Genomic DNA, 19,754 nt, shown 5'->3' on the forward strand with positions numbered 1-19,754 from the left:
CAATTATATGGACTTAATCTTGATAGAATGGCTCTAAGTGGATAGAATGTCCAAACTGGCGGATAAAATTCGAAATGTGACGGATAAAAAGAGGAATCTAGCGGATAGCCTTCGTTTTTTGGGTGATAGAATGGCTCTAAGTGGATAGAATGTCCAAACTGGCGGATAAAACTCAAAATGTGACGGATAAAAAGAGGATTCCAGCGGATAGCTTTCCTTTTTTAGGTGATAGCCATGCTCAGCACAATCCGAATGTCCATATGAACTGCTTGAAATGAAATAGTTCATTTAAAATCTAATTGTAAAATAGTTGAATTTATTGAAAATTGTCCGTCTTCATTTTATAATCAAAATACGGTTCTATTATAGAGACATTTGAGGTGTGAAATGACATTAAAAACATTAGATAACTCATTGGAGGTACTGAAATATTTTAATAAGGAAAATCCTACATGGGGTGTTCGTGAGCTAGCAAAAGAGATGGATATTAGTCACTCCATTATTTATCGGATTTTAGCAACCTTCGAAAAACAAGGCTTTCTTATTCAAAATCCTGAGACAAAAAAATATGAATTAGGGCTTCGCTTTCTAGAATATGGCCAGATGGTTAAAGATAAATTAAATCTTTCTGACTTTGTTTTACCAATTATGATCAACCTTGCAGATACCATCAAAGAATCCGTATTTTTAACATGGCTGGATGGAACAGATGGTGTCACAGTAGAAATAGCTGAGAGCTCTCAAACCATTAAGTTTTCAGTGTCGATTGGCACGCGGACACCACTACATATCGGGGCATCTTGTAAAGTCATCATGGCGTATCTACCTGAAGAGAGAAAAAAGGAGATCATGGAGCATGGGATGAAAAGATTAACGCCTGAAACCATTACTGACCCTGATGAAATGTTAACCGATTTAGAAAAAATACAACAGCAAGGCTGGTGCTTTTCAACAGGAGAGTACTCTCATTCAGTATTTGGGCTAGGTGTACCTCTTTTTAATAGTAAAAAAGAAGTCATTGCCTCTTTAACAATTGCTGGCCCTATTTATCGTAAGCCAACAGAGGAGAAGTTACCTGATATGGTGAATGTTCTTCAATATGGAGCGATGAATATTCAACGGTATTTCGATCAATACAGCTTTAAATTATATCATGAATAAGCATGAAAAAGAGGCTCAAGATAGACATTAACTATCCTGAGCCTTTGCTTGGATTTTTTTCATGATGGATACGGCCTTGTCAATTTCTTCAAACGTATTAAAATAGTGTGGTGAAAAACGGGCCATTTTAGAAATTTGATTGCGTTCCATAATGGTATTCGCCATAAATGTTCCAGCTTCAATGATGACCCCATGTTCTGCTAAAGCATTGGTTAGCTCATCTGGTGACAGCCCTTCAATGTTAAATGGCGTAATCGATAATCGATGGGCACTATTTTGAGGACCATATAAGACAATGCCTGGAATGGTGGCAAGCTGTTCAATTAAATAGTTTGTTAGCTGCTTTACACGATTATATATGTGATGGATACCGATATTGTTCGCATAATCAATAGCTGCCCCTAAGCCGAAAATACTTGGAATAATTGGACAACCTGGTTCAAAACGTTTAGCGGTTTCTACAAAAGAATAGGCATTGTTTTGATAATCCCACTGGGTGCTGCCCCAGCCAATCATAATAGGTGTCAATGTTGGAATGAGTGCTTCTCGTACGTATAAAATACCTGATCCTTCAGGGCCGCGTAGCCATTTTCGTCCACATGCAACTAGAAAGTCACAGCCAAGCTCTGCAACATTCATTGGTGTTAAACCAAGTGTTTGATTGGCATTCATCAATGTTAGTACATGGTGTTGCTGGGCGAGCTGACATATTTCTTTGGCAGGCTGGAGTGCCCCAGCAGCATTGGACATATGGGCAAAGGCAATCAATTTTGTTTGTGGTGTGATGAGTTGCTCAAGTGCATATAAATCTACCATATATTCATCATTGGTTTTTAACACCTTCAGCTGAACCCCTTGCTGCTGAAGGGCAAGCCAAGGCACATAGTTACTCAACATTTCTGTGTCGAGCACTATGACCTCATCTCCCTGTTTCCATTGCAAGCCCCCTGCGACATAATTAATCGCCACTGAACCGTTTGGCACAAAGGCAATTTCCTCTTTTGTTGCGCCGATGAACAATGCTGCTTTTTCTCGAATACGCTCTACTTGCGCATACGTTTCTTGACGAAAAGAGGGCAAGTAGGGACCAATACTTGCTTGTTTTTGGAGATAGCTAGTCATTTCATCCACTACTGGCTGTGGCATGGCAGATGCAGCAGCTGTGTTTAGATAAATATAGTGTTCAAGTAGCGGCATATCCTGTTGTATTTTCCTCATATCGATCATTGTACACACCAACCTTATAAAATGATTAATTCTTTCGAATAGGTCATTAAATTTTCGTAACCATTTTCTGTGACGATTAAATTATCCTCGATACGAACACCACCAACATCTTGCACATAGATACCTGGCTCCACGGTAAAGGCCATGCCTGGCTTTAACACTAGCTGATTACGCTGCATCATATAAGGCTCTTCATGTGCACTTAAACCAATGCCATGGCCAAGTCGGTGTGTGAAAGAATTGCCATAGCCGGCATCGCGAATAATGTCTCTGGCTAGATCATCAATGGCATGAGCTGTCATACCTGGTTTTATGGCTGCTATGGCTGTTTCATTTGCTTGCTTCACAATGCTATAAATTGTTTTGAGCGTTGGAGAAACTTCTCCTAAAGCAACTGTTCTAGTCATATCCGCCACATAGCCCTTATAAATCGCGCCAAAATCTATGACGATTAATTCACCTGTCTCTATTTTCTTTGTGCTCGCTCTACCATGAGGAAGTGCACCTCGATAACCAGAAGCAACAATGGTTCCAAAAGGTGTTCCCTCTGATCCACGTCGTCTCATTTCATATTCTAATTGGGCTGCGACTTCCATCTCTGAAATACCAGCTTGAATAATCGGTAATGTGGCTGCAAGACTTTCTTCGACGATCTGTACAGCCTGACGCATGAGGGCTATTTCGTGTTCATCTTTTTCCATACGTATATCACGAATGGTTTCACCGATATTACATAAAGTGTCATATGTAAGGTTTTCGATAGCTTTCTGTTCCTTCACGCGCATGGTGTCAAACTCAACGGCAAGTGTCTGCGCTGTTCCTAGCTCTTTTTTTAGTTGCTGGATGGCCTGTGACGGTCCTTCCTCATCCGAATAGGATAGGATTGTCCCTCCATTACCCAAGTCAACTTTTGTTAATTCTACTTGTGGAACGAGAAAGTATAATTGATGATGAGCAGTAATAGCGACTACTGTTAGGCGTTCACTTTGCTTTAACTGAAGACCTGTAAAATAATACATGTTTGACCCTGGCACTAGCACTGCTACATCAATTGACTGTTGCTGCATACGGGAAACGAGCTGCTCTCTTCTTTTTTGAAACATTGAGTGATTCCTCCTAAAAACGTTTCTATTATAGAGACGTTGTATCTGAAAAATAGTATATATCAACAATAATGAATTTTCAATAAATTAAGATAGCACCATTTTGATAGAGGGCAATGAATGTAAAAGGAAGATAATTGACAAATGAGGGAATAGTATGTTGTAAATTTAGTAAATACTAGTGTACGTCTTTTTTTCGTTCATTATGCATATAAGTAGACTAGATAAACTTTTTTCCAACTTAATACGTCAAAAAGAGGGGCAAAATTGTTAAGCAAGAAAGGACTTATGTATGGAAAAAAACATGAAACGCTCAAAAGAGAAAAAGAGCAAGAAAAAATTATGGCTGTGGATTGTTGGTAGCCTATTAGCAATTTTTTTAATTTTTATAGGTACTGCCTACTTTACCATCCAAAAAACTATGAATAAAATAAATACACCACTTATTCAAACAACAGATGCAGCACAACCAGAAGAAAAAACAGTGATTAAAAAAGATCCCTTTTCGGTTCTAATGCTTGGGGTCGATGAACGTAAAGATGATAGTGGACGTTCCGATACCATGATTGTAATCACTGTAAATCCTGAAAAGCAGACGATGAAAATGCTTAGTATACCCCGTGATACTCGAACAGAAATCGTTGGTCATGATACGGTAGATAAGATTAATCATGCCTATGCCTTTGGAGGCGTCCCTATGGCTGTGGATACGGTCGAAAATTTTTTAGATATACCCATTGATTATTATGTATTTATTAATATGGAGGGCTTTTTACAAATTATTGACACGCTGGGTGGCGTAACAATCGATAATGATATGGATTTAACCTTTGACGAATACCACTATCCAAAGGGAGAAATCACATTAGATGGTAATGAGGCCCTTATTTTTTCTCGTATTCGTTATGAAGATCCTCGAGGTGATTTTGGACGCCAAATTCGACAACGTCAAATCATTGAAGCGGTGATGAAAAAAGCCTCCACACCATCAACATTATTAAAAGCAACTGATATGTTGAATGTACTAGGCGACAATGTTCGCATGAACTTTTCGGTGAAGGACCTTATTCAGCTGCAAAGTATTTATAAAAAAATGGATAAGGATATTGAGCAGTTATCGTTCGAACAGGGAGACGGTGAAAGGATTAACCGCATTTGGTACTATATTCCGAATGAGGCAGAGCTTCAAAAAATACAAACAGATTTAAAAAACCATTTACAAAAGTAAGTAAGCAAGTTGCTTACAAATGTCGCATACTAGTTGTAAACTTTTTGGCCACGAAGGGAGGGAGATGAATGAATGGGAGGACCCAGGTGCTGAGGTATACAGCGCTGAATCATTGCATGCAAAGCTATGTACCTAAACGTAAAGTGCGAAAAAATCCAGTCCAATCAGCAATTAGAGGCCTACAAGTATTATGTTTAAAATTATTTATGTAAGGGATAAAAAATCATTCAGGTAGGGTGCATGCCTAGTTGAATGATTTTTTTGCTGTTATTCATCATTTTTCGATATTTCTTGAAATATCAGAAAATTAAGTGTATACTGACATTAGAAATGGTTAAAGGAGTGATTGTGATGATTGTAGGCACAATTTTATTAGCATTTGCATTACCAGTGGGTATCGTATTAGCAGTAGATTTATTAAACGAGCAGCATCACTCTGCTACACAAACTAACCATTCATAACGTTGAAACAGTAAAATATCAATTTCTAGACAATGTTACTTTGTAGCCTTGTCTATTTTTCTATGAATAGGAAACAATTTGTGTGATTCATTCGTCAATAATAGTGAGAAAATGTTATACTATTAAAAAAACAGTATCGGGGAATGAGCATGCAAGCGGAAAAAACATCCAATCTTAAAAAAGAAATATTATCCTACATCAAAATTATTGTCATTACAGCTGTTGTTGTTTTTGGCTGTAAGCAATTCTTATTTGCGCCGATTAAAGTACAGGGAGCATCTATGTATCCAACTTATCACGATAAGGATATTATTATTGTAAGCAAAACAAGTAAAATCGAGCGTTTTGATCAAATTGTTTTCCAATCTCCTGTCGAAGATGAGTTATATATTAAACGTGTCATCGGTCTTCCAGGGGATAAAGTGGAAATGAAAGATGATGTATTGTACGTCAATGGCAAAGCATATAAAGAAGATTATGTGAACCGTCAAACGGATGATCCTAATCAATTACGCATTACGGAAAACTTTACATTGGAACAATTAGTGAATGAAAAAGAAGTGCCAGAGGGCATGTATTTTGTGCTTGGTGACAATCGCCTAAAAAGTAGTGACAGTCGCCATTATGGTTTAATTTCAGAGGATGCTGTATATGGTGAATCGAAATTAATACTATATCCATTTAGTCATTTTCATATTGGCTCAAAATGATTGAAAAAAGAGGTCACTCCATTGAGTAGCCTCTTTTTTATTGTTGGGGTAAATCGGTACAGCTTTTATAAGTGGGATAATAGACACAAATCCTTGAATTTTCAACGGTTTCCTTGATGGGCGATGGCTTACTTTTCATGGGAGATTGCATTGCTGGTTCTTCATTTGTGAACGCTTCTTCTACTAATTCTACGCCATAAAATAGTATTAAAAAATAGCAGACAAATCCTACTATACGCAAACAATCACCTCGTAAAATAGTTATTGTATGTTTATATATATGGTCAAATTCGTCGAAATATAAGCAGAAAATCGAAATTTTCTCTTGCCAAAAAGATTTTTAGAGGCAATGAATTCTATGAAAAAAGCTATTGTCAATGAAATTTTGATGTGCTACTATAGCTAAAGTAAATATTTGATCTGTATAACCTCAATAATATGGATTGAGGGTCTCTACCAGGAACCATAAAATCCTGACTACAAAACTTTGCTTCATTTTTGTAGTCAGGATTTTTTTAGTTTGTTTTAAAACAATCTCCTACAAAAATGAACGTGTATCGAAGGGGAGATTACGATGAATTGGAGAGTTTATATTCTTGCTGTGACTACCTTTGCAGTAGGGTTAGTTGAATTAATTGTTGGTGGAATCCTGCCAAATATTGCAGAGGATTTAGATGTGTCTTTAGCGACAGCGGGACAATTAATTACTATTTTTGCACTTGTTTATGCGATTTCTGCACCTGTCCTACTATCCTTGACAGCCAAGGTGGAACGCAAGCGCTTATTCCTTATTTCTTTATTTATTTTTACGTTAGGAAATCTAATGACCTTCTTTAGTACAACGTTTATCATTGTGCTAATCGCACGTATTTTCACAGCTATGAGTACAGCGTTAGTGATTGTTTTATCATTAACGATTACAACTAAAATCGTAGAGCCTCGCCATCGTGCTAAAGCACTGGGGCTTGTTTTTATGGGGGTAAGTTCTGCGCTGGTGATCGGTGTGCCAATGGGTATTTTTATTACAGAAGCGTTTGGCTGGCGAGCTGTATTTTTAGGTATTAGTATCCTATCAACGATTTCAATGATATTAATTGCTTTATTACTTGAAAAAATGCCAATTGGAGAAGTAGTGCCATCCAAGGCGCAAATTAAATCGCTGGCGAATTTGAAAATCCTGACAGCACAGTTAACTACCCTATTTATGCTAGCGGGCCATTACATGCTCTACGCCTATTTAACACCATTTTTAGTAGAGGCATTTGATATGAATGCTTCATGGATTAGTATCTGTTACTTAATCTTTGGTATTGCCTCTGTTAGTGGGAATGCTGTAGGTGGATGGGTGAGTGATAAAATTGGCACAAGTAAAGCCATAATCTTAATTGTCTCAGCCTTTGCCATTGTCTTATTTAGTATTCCTTATACAATTATTGCCCTTCCACTGTTTTTAGTATTTACGGTTTTATGGGGTGCGTTGAGCTGGGCACTGACACCGCCATTACAAAATTACTTAATTCAGGCGGATCCTCAATCATCGGATATTCAGCAAAGCTTAAATACAGCTGCCCTGCAAATTGGTATTTCTATCGGATCAGCAGTTGGTGGCGCAATGTTTGCTTGGACAGGGTCCGTTATGCACCTAGCTAGCTTTGGTACGATTCTAGTTCTTTGTGCATTAGGCTGCGCGATCTTTTCTATTAAAAGGGCACCTCTTGGACAGGAGCAGCACGTAGATTATCAGTCAGCACATCATCATTCATAATCGAACGATAGCCCTGAAAGGTATTGGGAAAGCCATCCCAATACCTTTTTAATTGGTTTGCATGAATCTATTTTCGTACACTTCCCAAAATTAAATTCTCTATGGTTTCTTAGCATACTCTAATTACCTATGGAATAGATTGTTGTAGTTAATGAATTTACAGATTTGAGAAGTTTGAGATTTTAAGAACGAATATTATTTTTAAGAAAAATAGTAGGAGGCTTTCAAATCTTGTAAATGGAAGGAGAACTCAATGACTGAATATCATCAACAATCAACTGCTGAAGTCATGAAGATATTGAACGTCACCACGCAAGGTTTGACTGATGATGACGTCCAAAAGAGGCAACAGGTCTATGGCTATAATGTATTAGAGGAAGGGAAAAAGACAAGTACGTTGGCTGTTTTTATGGGCCAATTCAAAGATTTATTGGTCATCATTTTACTCGTTGCTGCCTTCGTTTCCTTTCTACTAGGAGAAGTAGAAAGCACCATTGTGATCATGATCGTGGTTATTTTAAATGCCATTTTAGGTACAGTGCAGCATGTGAAGGCTGAACAATCATTAGATAATCTAAAAGCATTGACCTCTCCCATTGCCAAGGTCATGCGTCATAATCAACTAGTAGAAATTCCTTCTGAAGAAATTGTAGTAGGGGACCTTCTGATGTTGGAGGCTGGAGATTATATTAATGCGGATGGAAGACTACTAGAAAGCCATAATTTACACATCAACGAAAGCTCTCTTACAGGCGAATCAATTGCTGTGGCAAAAAGTACAGACCCTATTCGGAAGCAGAATATCACCATTGCGGATAAGAAAAATATGGTGTATTCAGGAAGCTTTGTGACCAATGGACGTGGCATCGTGATGGTTACGGCAATTGGGATGCAGACGGAAATCGGAAAAATTGCGAATTTACTCGATACAGCCAAGGAAAAGAAAACGCCATTACAAATTAGTCTCGATCAATTCGGTGAAAAATTAGCCTTAGGGATTACGCTGATTTGTTTAGCAATCTTTACGATTGATCTTATCCGAGGACGAGCCTTAGTGGAATCCTTTATGTTTGCTGTATCTCTTGCTGTGGCGGCTATCCCTGAGGCTTTAAGTTCTATCGTGACCATCGTATTAGCTTTTGGCACCCAAAAGATGGCAAAGGAAAATGCGATCATTCGCAAGCTTTATGCTGTGGAAAGCTTGGGGAGTGTATCGGTCATCTGTTCTGATAAAACAGGTACTTTAACAGAAAATAAAATGGTGGTACAGGAAGTTTTTGTGGACCAGAAGAAAATTCCTCATGATTGGCTCAATCCAATAAATCCAGTGGAAAAAGAACTAATGGTAAAAGCGCTTTTATGTAGTGACGCTGTCGAGCGTGACCACAAAGAAATTGGTGATCCTACAGAAATTGCGCTCGTGAAATTGGGGAAACAGTATGGGTTAGATGAATTGAAGATACGTGAGCAATATCCACGATTGGCTGAAATTCCATTTGATTCGACGAGGAAGCTTATGAGCACTGTCAATCAGATGGACAAGCAGCCCATCATGATTACCAAAGGGGCTCTGGATGTACTCTTACCAAAAGTGACACGAATCAAAACATCAACAGGTATTTTTGAGATAACCCCGCAGCATCGCCAGAAAATCGAGGCGGTGAATCGTGATTTTTCTATGAATGGTTTAAGGGTGTTAGCCATTGCTTATAAGGAGGTATTGCCTCTACAAAAAGTCGATCCACGAGCGGAACGAGATTTAATCTTTGTCGGCTTAGTAGCGATGATGGACCCTCCAAGAAAAGAGTCGAAAGAGGCTGTGGAAAGCTGTATAAAGGCAGGTATTAAACCCGTCATGATTACAGGAGACCATAAAATTACAGCAACCGCGATTGCCGAACAAATTGGTATTTTGCAAAATCCAGCTGAAGCTATAGAGGGACATGCGCTCGAAGGCTTAACTGATCAAGAGCTGCAAGAGAAAGTACAGGATTATTCTGTTTATGCCCGTGTTACACCAGCCCAAAAAATTCGAATTGTTAAAGCATGGCAGGATAAAGGACATGTGGTTGCCATGACAGGAGACGGTGTCAATGATGGACCTGCTTTGAAGCAAGCAGATATTGGGGTGGCTATGGGCGTAACAGGCACAGAGGTTGCAAAAGATGCCTCATCCATGATTTTAACGGATGACAATTTTTCAACAATTGTTAAAGCAATCGCCAATGGCCGTAGCATCTATACAAATATTAAAAATGCCATTCTGTTCTTATTATCTGGAAATGCAGGCGCTATTTTTGTCGTGTTATATGCAACGGTTCTGGGCTTACCTGTTCCTTTCGCACCTGTCCATCTTCTATTCATCAACTTATTAACAGATAGTCTGCCTGCTATTGCCATCGGTTTAGAGCCAAATAATAAGAAAACAATGAAGGACAAGCCTAGAAACATTCATACTCCTTTATTAAATAAAAAATTTACCACACAAGTTGTGCTTGAAGGGATATTAATCGCCATCTCCACCATTATTGCGTTTCAAATCGGTTTATCGACAGGCGATACGTTAACAGCAAGCACGATGGCCTTTACAACACTATGCTTGTCAAGGTTAGTGCATGGCTTTAATTCTCGATCCAAACAATCCATCTTTGCGATTGGTGTATTTTCGAATAAATATACGTGGTTCGCCTTTATCATTGGTGTGCTAAGTTTACACATGGTCTTATTTATGCCGATGCTTACAACGGTCTTTGAGGTAGCTCCATTAACACCAGCACAGCTAGGCTTTATTTATAGCCTATCGGTGTTACCATTCCTAGTCAATCAATGGTATAAGCTACTGTTCGTGAGAAATCGATAAAGATTAAAAAAAAGAAGCTTCCGTTAGTTATTAAAACGGAGGCTTCTTTTTAGTGTGTAGAGGCTAATAACCAGCCTTTACTCTTACTTAGGTCAATCAATCTCGCTCCAAGTAGCGCATAACGCATATGGAGTTCACTATATTTGGTTAGATGTGTTTTCTTTACTGCCAGCTCTAAAGCTTGGCTTACGGCAATCAAAGAAGAGGCAATATTCATCGATAAAATAGCACTTATTTCGCCATCATTAATGAAAGATTTCCCACGAATATCCGTTATTTTCATTTTACTGTATTCTATTGATGCTGTTGGTGCCAGCACACCGTTTTCCTTTAATAGCAGTGTTAGCTGTTTATTTTCCTCTTTTAAACATTGAATAAATTCCAATGTAAGGATTTTTAAGTTTTTATCACGCGTATGCTTAAAAAAAGCATGACTGGAAGCAATATAGCCTTGATTGATCCCAAGCTGTGACCAAAGCTTGAAAACCTCCTTAAATCGTAGCGATGCTAGATTTTCATTTATCATTGTCATCCTGACACTTCCTAACTCTTAGGTTGATTTAAGATTAGGATGTAGCAGTAAATGACATTCTATTCATCTTTTACAATAAAAAATGTATAAGAGGTCGCTAATAGTAGGTGCCATAAGGGTACATAGGAGGGTAACGATAGGGATAAGGGTATGGACATGGTTTCATATATTGCTGTGGCATGGTTGGTTTATAAGGGGCTTGATCGGTTGCTGATTGGACACGATTGCAGCCTTTTGCTGGTCCGATATAAGTCGTAGGAACAATCGGTGCAATCGTTTTCTTCCATTGTTCTTCATCTAAACAATACGTATGGGCCATAATATTGGCTGGTGTGAATTTTAAGATATCAGAGCCTAAAATGACCTCTGGCGTTGGCGCATCAAAAATAGCAAGTAGATGCGTGTCATCTTCTGTGGCTACTTCATAATGCCACCAGCCCTGTGGTACATTCGCAACCTGCCCAGGCTTGATAGGATAGTTTTGAATTTTCTTGGTAAAGGGATTCAATATAGAAACCGTTGCTGCTCCTGCAATACAATAGACAAGCTCTGCAGCATTTTGATGGTAATGTGGCTCGATGACATTGTCTTTACTTAAAAAAATATCAAGCAAAGATGTATTTTCTAATGTATTTAATTGTTCCACACCGAGAATATTAATGTAATTTCGGGAGTCTTTTTTAAAAAGCGTACTTTTATTGACATCAAAAGTGAACGCTGCAGAAGGGGAGTTATAATCGATATTTGAGCTGATACTTACATCCTTTCTCATATAAATTGAGCTATTCATCATCATAGATTATGTTTTAGGTACTTCTAGACTTACACAAATGCCTAGCTACAGTCAGCCTCTGTCTGGAAAAAAATTAGCTAAAATTACCACTTCTATTTCAGAACATACGTGCGTATAATAAAAACACAAACGTTTGTTCTTAGTTATCAAAAACTCTGTTCAACATGAACGCAAACAGAGTCAGTAAAGGAGCATTCAACATGAAAGAACAGTTGATAAAAGCCATGCATCGTCACCAAATCGTTCACATGATGTATATAGCGAAATCAGGTGCCATTACGAAAAGGCGCGTGAAAATTATCCACATTAAAGGTGATTCCTTTACCGCCTTTTGTTTTACAAGGCTAGCGAAGCGTACGTTTCATATTAACAATGTTCTAGCACTTCTGCCCATTCTCCAACGGGAGTCTGAGGTGATATGAATTACAACGACTTCCCACAGAAAGATATTTTTTGTATTGATATGAAGTGCTTTTATGCAAGCTGTATTGCCATGCTAGAAGGGCTAGATGTGCTGACAGATCCAATTGCTATCATCGGTAATTTTGAACAACCTGGTAGTATTGTGCTGGCTGCATCACCAGTGATGAAAGAAAAATTTAACATTAAAACAGGGAATCGGCGTTATGAAATTCCCAAACATCCAGATATTAAGTTGTTTGAACCAAAAATGTCCTTTTTTCTAGAGATGTCCATGGCCATTACGCGTCTGATTGCACAATATGTCCCTCCAGAGGCGATCCATGTTTATAGTGTGGATGAAAGCTTTATAGATCTAACAGGCACGGAGCAACTTTGGGGTTCGCCTGAGCAGGTAGCCAAATTGATTCAGGAAGACATCTATGAAAAGTTTCGCATTCCGTCCGCCATTGGCATGGGACCAAACATGTTGATGGCTAAATTAGCATTAGATTTAGAGGCAAAAAAAACAGGCTTTGCCAAATGGACCTATGCCGATGTCCCAACAAAGCTTTGGCCAGTGCGTCCTTTATCTGATATGTGGGGGATTGGGAAACAGATGGCAGCCAATTTAAATGCGATGGGCATTCAAACAGTCGGTGGATTAGCCCATGCCGATTTAGCCGAATTAGAAAAGCGCTTTGGTATTATGGGTAATCAATACTATTACCATGCATGGGGCATTGATCTATCCACATTAGGTGAGCCATTGGTGAACAATGCGGCATTAAGCTTTGGGAAGGGTCAAATGCTCAGGAAGGATTATCACACACGAAAGGATATTGCAGTTGTACTCCTAGAAATGTGTGAGGATGTGATGCGACGTACACGGGAAGCAGGCTATGTCGGGCGGACTGTTAGCTTGGGGCTCTCTTACAGTCGCAATGCGATGACGAAGGGGTTCCATCGCTCAAGAACCATCGAAAGTCCAACCAATGAGACCCTTGTTATGTATCAGACTTGTCTGGACTTACTAGATGAGCATTTTGCGGGTGAGCCAGCGCGTCAATTATCTGTTAGACTGACAAATTTAGAGGCAGAGCGTAGCATTCAGCTTGATTTATTTGATGAGCGTAAGGACCAGCGACAGGTCATTGGTCATGTCATGGATGCGATTCGTAGAAAATATGGAGTGGTGGCCTTATTACGCGCAGCCTCCTATACCAGCGCTGGTACAGCTATTTCACGGAATCGCTTAGTGGGCGGGCATTTAGCATAAGGAGTGGAAAAAATGATAAGAGATAGAGGAACGATGAAATGGACAGCGATGATGCTACCAGAGCATTTAATGCTTTTGAAGGCATGGAAACAAGAGGTGTTGACAGAGTTGCCTCGGGAACATGCTGAATGGGAGCTTGAAGAATTACAGCAAATAATCACACAAGCATTCACACAGCATAACTATATTATGTTAACTATATGGGAACATGGTAACTATGTGCAATGGGGAGGTACCATTCAAGCGATGAACGAGGACCAGCTGCTACTAGAAACCATTACCACAACGAAGCACATCCCGTTAAGATACATTTATGCTGCTCGTATAGAAGATGATGGATGTGATTAATGGAGAGCAACGACGATTATTACATCAATATTTGCTGCTTGATTTAGCTGTGAAATCCTTACAGCACGATCTAACAGTGGCGGAGCATTTTAAGATGAAGCGTGTATTTTTACCTGCTATGGATGCTTTATTAAAGCAGCTACACAAAGATTATTTTCAATTAAAACGTCAGCTCGCCCAACAAAAAATACGATTAGTTGGCTGGCATCGAATTGATGATTATTTTAGTGATGTGCAGGTGGCTACCGCAGGCAATGATGAGGTACTACGCTATGCCAATCAAGCGTTAAAAACACAAGTCGAAGAGCTAATGAATAAACATTTACACAATGCCTAGGCTTACATCTACGACGAAAAAGCCAAAAGCTGATGACAGGAGTGGTCAGCTTTTGGCGGCTTTATTTCTCGATAGGTTTCACATCAATTTGCTCAACAAGAAACTCATTGTTAGTACGATTAAATTGATAGGTAATACGAACATCGGCTACATAAATAGGTGAGATGCCAATCGATCCAGGGATGTTTAACATTATTTTTTGATTTTCTACTGTATAAATGACCACACCACCGAAAGCAAGTTGCGCTTGCTTGATATCTGGTGCTGGATCAAAGTCATAATCAAATGTAGATTCTTTTCCCTGTGCTTTCATCGTAATCGCTAATGTGCCATCATCTTTTTTCGTAATCGTTGATTCAATAGTATGTGCAACGATGTCTTCATAATGTTGGACATTCATCTCCGATAAATCCTCTCCATTTACCACATGAATCTCATAGTGATTGAGGCCTGTCCCTCGTCCAGTTTGGATAATAATAGCAGCCTCTTCCTTATGATCATTTGTCAGATCTGTATAGAATAACTGAGGTTTAGTTCCTGTATCAGGGATTGTCCAGTCAAAATTTTTCCGCTTACCATCAATATCTAAAGTTACCTCTGTAATTTCATTTTGTGCTTCATTTCGTGCAAATAATCTCACCTTCTCATCATCGGAAACGGCGATCAATGGAGCCTCATGCTGTATCTCCAACTGTGATGAGACCTGTTCAGCAGGGGTGTTTACTGTCTCGTTTGGAACAGTAACACTACATCCAGCTAGTAGAGAAATTCCTAATAACCATAGCCACATCTCTTTTTTCAATGTCTAGTTCCACCTTTTCTATAGCTAATTGACTTTATTATACTGTACAAACATGCCCCATAGCAGTTGAATTCGTGAAGGAAAAGCTTATATGCCAGGGAGTGGAGGTGTAACAATGAAATTCTTAGAGATGGTAGGGGAAAATAGAATTTCGTTGTTTGTAAGGTACGTCTCGATTTTGAAAAGCAAATGAGTGACGATTTCTTTACAATGGCAAATTCATAACGATTTGCTCACCAATAGGTCCCATTCTTCTTTCTCCATGATCCATAAAGCCCACTTTGACATATAAATTCTGTGCAGCTATATTTTTATGATTGACGACTAACACTACTTCATTACATTCTTTAAACTCCTGCTTCACAAAATCAGCAAGTGCAGACATAGCCTTTTTAGCATAGCCCCTACCTTGCTGCTGATGGTCGATGGACAGGGCAGTTAGTAACATTGCCTGAGGATTACTAGAATATTGTTGGACTCTGTCCGTTGCATGAAGCACAAAAAAGCCGACAGGTACGCCACCACTTAAAATCACAATTGGATACTGTCCGACCTTCTCGATTGAAATCTCTTGAGGAAGTGCCGTAAATTGGTGTTGTTCTTCAGGTAATTCAAAACGATTTAACTGCTCTACATAGCTTTCAGAGAAATGTACTAACTCAATATTCGTTGTTTCTTGCATAAAAAAGCCTCCTTTTCTAATAGTTTAAACATAGAACAAACGTTCGTCAAGGAGGCTTGTATTAAAATAATGTGGGGGTAGGTCATTTTAACTTAAAAGGGTACCAAAAAGTAAAATAAAAGAAATACTAATCATCACAATAAGTGTAATGACCATTGTTAAAATTCCTCGAAGCAAGGTCGTTAAATTTTTAACATTTTTCATACCGACCAGGCTTAGGTAGAAACAGGCAATAGACAAGAGTAGTGTCAACAGTAATGGATGGAAATGAAGATAGGTGTCAAAGAAGTCTTTCATTGAACCTGATAGAAAAAATAATAGAATACAGCCCAAAGATAAGATAAATGACCAGAGATTTAAATTAATTCCCATTGTTTTCCTCCTTCCTATAAAAACGAATTTGTTGTAGGAATGTTCCGATGATTCCGCTTGATAGGGAAAAGGAGAAACTAAATGTGTGCTGCTAGAACAGGGTCACTCGGACGAAAGTGACCCCAAGTACCAAAAGGAGTGTAAAGTAAAGTTACAAGAACTTTACACTACTATTATTATGTGAAGCTAGCGGTTTAAGATAGTTATCTATCTAAATTACTAACTTTTAATTGTGAGTAAAAATAAATGAGCTAGAAAAAAACGAAAAGGGGAGGAGATTTGAATAGCTGTGGTAGCGATTCATGGTAAAAAGGCTTTAGCTTCTGTAATGGAACAGAGGCTAAAGCCTGAGACGATCAATTAACACATGAAGCTAGCACCAACGATAATAAGAAGGATGAATAGTACAACAATAAGCACGAATGTAGAGCTATTGCCGTTTCCATTGTCCCCGCCACAGTAATTATTGAAATTACAGTAACTCATGAAACACACCTCCTTTCTTTCTTTTAAAGTATGTATTGGACAAAAGGGGGGTATTAGCGAGTAGAGAAAAAATGAGTTGTCCCTTCATTCGGGAATAAAGCGGTGCAAGCTTTACTTTATTATTATGATGGAATAGTAGCTTGAGTTAGTTGTTAGCCTGTATAGCATCAAGAATAATGAAACAAATACTACTAATTGTTTTGGTATTCAACACGATGTAAAAAAACATCCGTTCTAGGATGTTTTTTTAGTATAACGGCTGCTGCGTATGACAAGGGGGGAAGCCGTTCACATCATGAATCATATGAAGGTCGTATTGCTTTAAGGCAAATTGACTTTGATACAAATATTCAAGAACAAGCAGTTTTCCTCCTGATACGCCACAGAGGACACCAGAAGTTCCTTGACCATTTGTAAAAGAAACACCAACAGGCTGACCGATTAAATACGGAATTTTATGTTGCCAAGGCACAATAGCCACTCCTTTCACTATAATATATGAAAGGCGTGGCTAGAGGTTCTTACCTTCACAAAATCATACACTCTGTTTGTGGAGATGCTAACTAAATACTGACAAATCAATCATTCTTTCATTACTATTTTTATGGTAATATAAGTTATATATGGGGTTATAAAGAATTTTTAGTTATTAACGATTGGGAGGAGAATGGATGAAATTTAAAAAGGGAATCACCTTTATTCTAGGTCTCTTACTACTTATGCTTGCTGCCTGTACACCAACAGAAAAAAGTGAGAGCCAACTTCATGAGAAAAAGCAAATAACAGATGATGAAGAGATGGTGTTCTCATTTGAGCACCCTCAAACCAAACAAAAATACAAAATCATTCATGCCAATCAACTGTTTTATCCGTATATGGAAAAGGTCAAAGAGAATCCGAATCTTTCAAGCTCGGAAACTCTGGATTTGTATAAAAAGGAAGTTATTCAACCGATCTACCAGGATTGTTTTGAAAATGGGGAATATTATCATATGGCAGAAACTCTGCTTAATACGGTTCCTAGCAGGCTAACAGAAATACAAATGGTGAGTGAAAAAATGGAAACACATAAAGCAGAAATCAATAAACTCATTCAAGAATCGCTATTGAAATCCGCAGACCTCTTACCCTCTCAAAGCGATGTAGCCGTTTGTGTATTCCCTTCAGCAACCAATAATAGAATACCCTTCGCAGTAGGAGCGGGCAAAATCATCCTCCCGCTTTATCTAAATGTTTTGGATGATGGTATAAAGTCAACTGTTGCTCACGAATACCATCACAGCGTTTGGGCGGAAAAATATTTAAATAAAGATGTCGGAGCTTCGGTATTGGATAGTATCGTCTTTGAAGGAAAAGCGGTCATGTTTGAAAAAAACGTTTATCCTGACTACGGCTATACAGCAAAGAATGTAACTTACAACAAGGAATTATGGTCTAAAGTAGAACCTGATTTACATAAGTACGACAGTAATCGTACCTCAGACATCTTATATGGTGGAAAAGGGTTACCGAAAAATTATGGTTACAGTGAAGGCTATAAGATGGTTAAAAACTATCTTGACTTGCATCCTGAACAAACACCAGAGGATTGGACAGCCTTAAGTGCACAAGAAATTTTCGAAGAAGGAAAATACTTGGAACACTATCAATAACTATTTTATGACACTTATTTGTGAGAGTACAAAATTAAAGAGCACTTTTACTGATTACAACATGGACTAGTAAAACATGCAGCATAATGATAGGACTTTCTCAATCAAAAAAACAAACAATAAGTCACTACGGTTTTAAATCGCAGTGGCTTATGTAATGCCGCACAGTCCTATTAGGATGATTGGAATGAGGAGAACCTTCCCAAGAACAATGCAACGGCTTTTAATGAATTAAAACTTGGGGAAATCTCTAACTAAACAGAGTATGTAAAAAGGGATAGCATTGTACAAAAACATCTTGGGGGCGATGTTAAAGGTGCTATCCCGACATTAATGTATGTGAAAGAACTTATAAACATTACCACTGTAAGTAAATTGAAAAGTAATTGAAATAAGGGTGTAAAGCTTTTATTATAGGTATAATCCTAGGCATCATGGATAAAAAAGGTGGTTTTTCCTTGTCTGCTATGGATGAATTTATATTTTCATTTAATAGAAAATTTTTAGTACATATTTTAAATATAATGTCGATTATGAATTGGTTGATTCGCCACCATCTACATGCAAGACTTGCCCTGTAACATGCCTCGAATCATCTGATGCTAAATAGACAAAAGTAGGGGCGACTTCAAAGGGCTGAGCCATTCGGTTAAATAAATTAGTTCCATGTAAGGCGTTTTCATCAGAGGAAAAGCTAGAAGGAATAAGTGGTGTCCAAATACGGCCAGGGGCTATCGCGTTGACACGAATCTGTTTTTTGGCAACGCTTTTAGCTAGGGAACGAGTCCAGCCTACGATAGCCGCCTTTGTAGCAGAATAATCGATGAGTAAAGGTTCTCCAGCATAAGCCACAACGGAGGCAGTGCCAATAATGGAGCTTCCTGCTCGTAAATAAGGGAGAGCGGCTTTTGTCGTATAGAAGTGAGCATATACATTTAATTTAAAGGTTTCATCAAACTGTTCATCCGTGATGTCTGTCAGCTCATTTTGCTGAAATTGAATCCCAACATGGTTACATAAAATATCCAATTGACCAAAAGTGTTCATCGTTTCGGAAACAATGTCTACACATTGTTTTTTAAAGCGAAGATCTCCAGGAAGCAGCAGACATTTTTGTCCTAATTCTTCAACTCTTTTTTTCGTTCTTAGCGCATCTTCATGCTCATCTAGATAAGCAATGGCCACATCGGCCTCTTCTTTCGCAAAGGCAATGGCAGCAGCTGCACCCATCCCGCTATCACCCCCAGTAATAAGCGCAACTTTTCCCTTTAATTTACCACTCCCTTTATAATGAGGATTTTCTATGATGGGCTTAGGAACCATTAAGCTTTCCAATCCCGGTTGGCGTAATTGTCTTTGTTCAGGTTGAGTAAGTGGCACTTCTTTATATTGCGTAATCTTCCCATAGACAGGATATTGCGGGTATGGATCTTCCTTTTTATTGTCCTCAAACCACTTTTGATAAAAGTGGATTTGTGCTAATAATTCACGATAGTCCTTGTCATTCGGATTAGTAATAACCAATCCCTCCTTTTCAACATATACTATGAAAGCTT

The 19,754-nt window shown here is 38.5% G+C and carries 22 protein-coding genes and 1 riboswitch; of the genes, 11 read left to right on the forward strand and 11 right to left on the reverse strand.

Features of this window, described 5'->3' with window-relative positions; translation table 11 throughout:
* Positions 1–387: 387 nt before the first annotated feature.
* On the forward strand, positions 388–1,161 hold the full coding sequence (locus tag BFM98_RS09970; protein WP_066037241.1) for an IclR family transcriptional regulator: 774 nt from the start codon (positions 388–390) through the stop codon (positions 1,159–1,161).
* A 27-nt stretch (positions 1,162–1,188) separates the two neighbouring features.
* On the opposite strand, the gene BFM98_RS09975 is transcribed toward BFM98_RS09970, so the two are convergent.
* Entirely contained in the window at positions 1,189–2,388 is a 1,200-nt protein-coding gene (locus BFM98_RS09975) for an aminotransferase class V-fold PLP-dependent enzyme (RefSeq protein WP_066037242.1), read from the reverse strand.
* Between the two features lie 14 nt (positions 2,389–2,402).
* The gene (locus BFM98_RS09980) at positions 2,403–3,491 is read right to left on the reverse strand and encodes a M24 family metallopeptidase (RefSeq protein ID WP_066037243.1); all 1,089 of its coding nucleotides are present in this window, start codon (positions 3,489–3,491) and stop codon (positions 2,403–2,405) included.
* Between the two features lie 292 nt (positions 3,492–3,783).
* Here BFM98_RS09980 and BFM98_RS09985 point away from each other — a divergent pair, with 292 nt between their 5' ends.
* The 3 genes from BFM98_RS09985 (at position 3,784) to lepB (ending at position 5,891) form a co-directional block, all read left to right on the forward strand.
* On the forward strand, positions 3,784–4,719 hold the full coding sequence (locus BFM98_RS09985) for an LCP family glycopolymer transferase (RefSeq protein WP_054550408.1): 936 nt from the start codon (positions 3,784–3,786) through the stop codon (positions 4,717–4,719).
* A 351-nt stretch (positions 4,720–5,070) separates the two neighbouring features.
* The gene (locus BFM98_RS09990) at positions 5,071–5,181 is read left to right on the forward strand and encodes a hypothetical protein (protein WP_004230560.1); all 111 of its coding nucleotides are present in this window, start codon (positions 5,071–5,073) and stop codon (positions 5,179–5,181) included.
* 149 nt (positions 5,182–5,330) lie between these two features.
* On the forward strand, positions 5,331–5,891 hold the full coding sequence (gene lepB, locus BFM98_RS09995) for a signal peptidase I (protein WP_048392477.1): 561 nt from the start codon (positions 5,331–5,333) through the stop codon (positions 5,889–5,891).
* Positions 5,892–5,928: 37 nt separating this feature from the next.
* Here lepB and BFM98_RS23630 read toward each other — a convergent pair whose 3' ends face one another.
* Positions 5,929–6,132: a hypothetical protein gene (locus BFM98_RS23630; protein WP_036218669.1), complete on the reverse strand. Its 204-nt coding sequence runs from the start codon at positions 6,130–6,132 to the stop codon at positions 5,929–5,931.
* A gap of 159 nt (positions 6,133–6,291) precedes the next feature.
* Positions 6,292–6,391, forward strand: a riboswitch (purine riboswitch).
* A gap of 74 nt (positions 6,392–6,465) precedes the next feature.
* Here BFM98_RS23630 and BFM98_RS10000 point away from each other — a divergent pair.
* Together BFM98_RS10000 and BFM98_RS10005 are read left to right on the forward strand one after the other, a co-directional pair.
* On the forward strand, positions 6,466–7,656 hold the full coding sequence (locus BFM98_RS10000) for an MFS transporter (protein WP_066037244.1): 1,191 nt from the start codon (positions 6,466–6,468) through the stop codon (positions 7,654–7,656).
* A 253-nt stretch (positions 7,657–7,909) separates the two neighbouring features.
* On the forward strand, positions 7,910–10,516 hold the full coding sequence (locus BFM98_RS10005; protein WP_048392479.1) for a cation-translocating P-type ATPase: 2,607 nt from the start codon (positions 7,910–7,912) through the stop codon (positions 10,514–10,516).
* A gap of 49 nt (positions 10,517–10,565) precedes the next feature.
* On the opposite strand, the gene BFM98_RS10010 is transcribed toward BFM98_RS10005, so the two are convergent.
* Positions 10,566–11,048 (reverse strand): DUF3231 family protein, encoded by a 483-nt coding sequence (locus tag BFM98_RS10010; RefSeq protein ID WP_048392480.1) that lies wholly within the window; start codon positions 11,046–11,048, stop codon positions 10,566–10,568.
* Positions 11,049–11,145: 97 nt separating this feature from the next.
* Positions 11,146–11,802 (reverse strand): cupin domain-containing protein, encoded by a 657-nt coding sequence (locus BFM98_RS10015; protein ID WP_349679724.1) that lies wholly within the window; start codon positions 11,800–11,802, stop codon positions 11,146–11,148.
* 239 nt (positions 11,803–12,041) lie between these two features.
* On the opposite strand from BFM98_RS10015, the gene BFM98_RS10020 reads away from it, so the two are divergent.
* Genes BFM98_RS10020 through BFM98_RS10035 form a run of 4 tightly spaced genes read left to right on the forward strand, consistent with a single transcriptional unit; the run spans position 12,042 to position 14,204 of the window.
* Positions 12,042–12,263 (forward strand): transcriptional regulator, encoded by a 222-nt coding sequence (locus tag BFM98_RS10020; protein ID WP_048392481.1) that lies wholly within the window; start codon positions 12,042–12,044, stop codon positions 12,261–12,263.
* The gene (locus tag BFM98_RS10025) at positions 12,260–13,519 is read left to right on the forward strand and encodes a Y-family DNA polymerase (protein WP_066037245.1); all 1,260 of its coding nucleotides are present in this window, start codon (positions 12,260–12,262) and stop codon (positions 13,517–13,519) included. Before BFM98_RS10020 ends, BFM98_RS10025 begins: the two co-directional genes overlap by 4 nt.
* A gap of 12 nt (positions 13,520–13,531) precedes the next feature.
* Positions 13,532–13,867, forward strand: coding sequence for a YolD-like family protein (locus tag BFM98_RS10030; protein ID WP_009370357.1), 336 nt, complete (start codon positions 13,532–13,534; stop codon positions 13,865–13,867).
* Positions 13,851–14,204, forward strand: coding sequence for a YhjD family protein (locus BFM98_RS10035; protein WP_009370358.1), 354 nt, complete (start codon positions 13,851–13,853; stop codon positions 14,202–14,204). The genes BFM98_RS10030 and BFM98_RS10035 overlap by 17 nt, the downstream gene beginning before the upstream one ends.
* Positions 14,205–14,265: 61 nt before the next feature.
* Here the strand turns inward: BFM98_RS10035 and BFM98_RS10040 are convergent, their stop codons facing one another.
* The 5 genes from BFM98_RS10040 to BFM98_RS10055 form a co-directional block, all read right to left on the reverse strand.
* Positions 14,266–15,006: a hypothetical protein gene (locus tag BFM98_RS10040; protein WP_066037246.1), complete on the reverse strand. Its 741-nt coding sequence runs from the start codon at positions 15,004–15,006 to the stop codon at positions 14,266–14,268.
* A gap of 205 nt (positions 15,007–15,211) precedes the next feature.
* Positions 15,212–15,688: a GNAT family N-acetyltransferase gene (locus tag BFM98_RS10045; RefSeq protein ID WP_048392488.1), complete on the reverse strand. Its 477-nt coding sequence runs from the start codon at positions 15,686–15,688 to the stop codon at positions 15,212–15,214.
* Between the two features lie 87 nt (positions 15,689–15,775).
* Positions 15,776–16,060, reverse strand: a complete 285-nt coding sequence (locus tag BFM98_RS10050) for a hypothetical protein (protein WP_036076476.1) — start codon at positions 16,058–16,060, stop codon at positions 15,776–15,778.
* Between the two features lie 360 nt (positions 16,061–16,420).
* A complete protein-coding gene (locus tag BFM98_RS23400) occupies positions 16,421–16,546 on the reverse strand; it encodes a YjcZ family sporulation protein (protein ID WP_083225346.1) in 126 nt (41 codons plus the stop codon).
* Positions 16,547–16,793: 247 nt separating this feature from the next.
* Positions 16,794–17,018: a hypothetical protein gene (locus BFM98_RS10055; RefSeq protein ID WP_004224247.1), complete on the reverse strand. Its 225-nt coding sequence runs from the start codon at positions 17,016–17,018 to the stop codon at positions 16,794–16,796.
* Positions 17,019–17,217: 199 nt separating this feature from the next.
* Between BFM98_RS10055 and BFM98_RS10060 the strand changes: the two genes are divergently transcribed.
* Positions 17,218–18,198, forward strand: coding sequence for a DUF2268 domain-containing putative Zn-dependent protease (locus BFM98_RS10060; RefSeq protein WP_066037247.1), 981 nt, complete (start codon positions 17,218–17,220; stop codon positions 18,196–18,198).
* Between the two features lie 531 nt (positions 18,199–18,729).
* Here the strand turns inward: BFM98_RS10060 and BFM98_RS10065 are convergent.
* Positions 18,730–19,716, reverse strand: a complete 987-nt coding sequence (locus tag BFM98_RS10065) for an SDR family oxidoreductase (RefSeq protein WP_036076497.1) — start codon at positions 19,714–19,716, stop codon at positions 18,730–18,732.
* Positions 19,717–19,754 lie beyond the last annotated feature (38 nt).

Origin of the sequence: Lysinibacillus sp. AR18-8, assembly GCF_001705465.1 — a bacterium.
Classification (GTDB): domain Bacteria; phylum Bacillota; class Bacilli; order Bacillales_A; family Planococcaceae; genus Lysinibacillus; species Lysinibacillus capsici.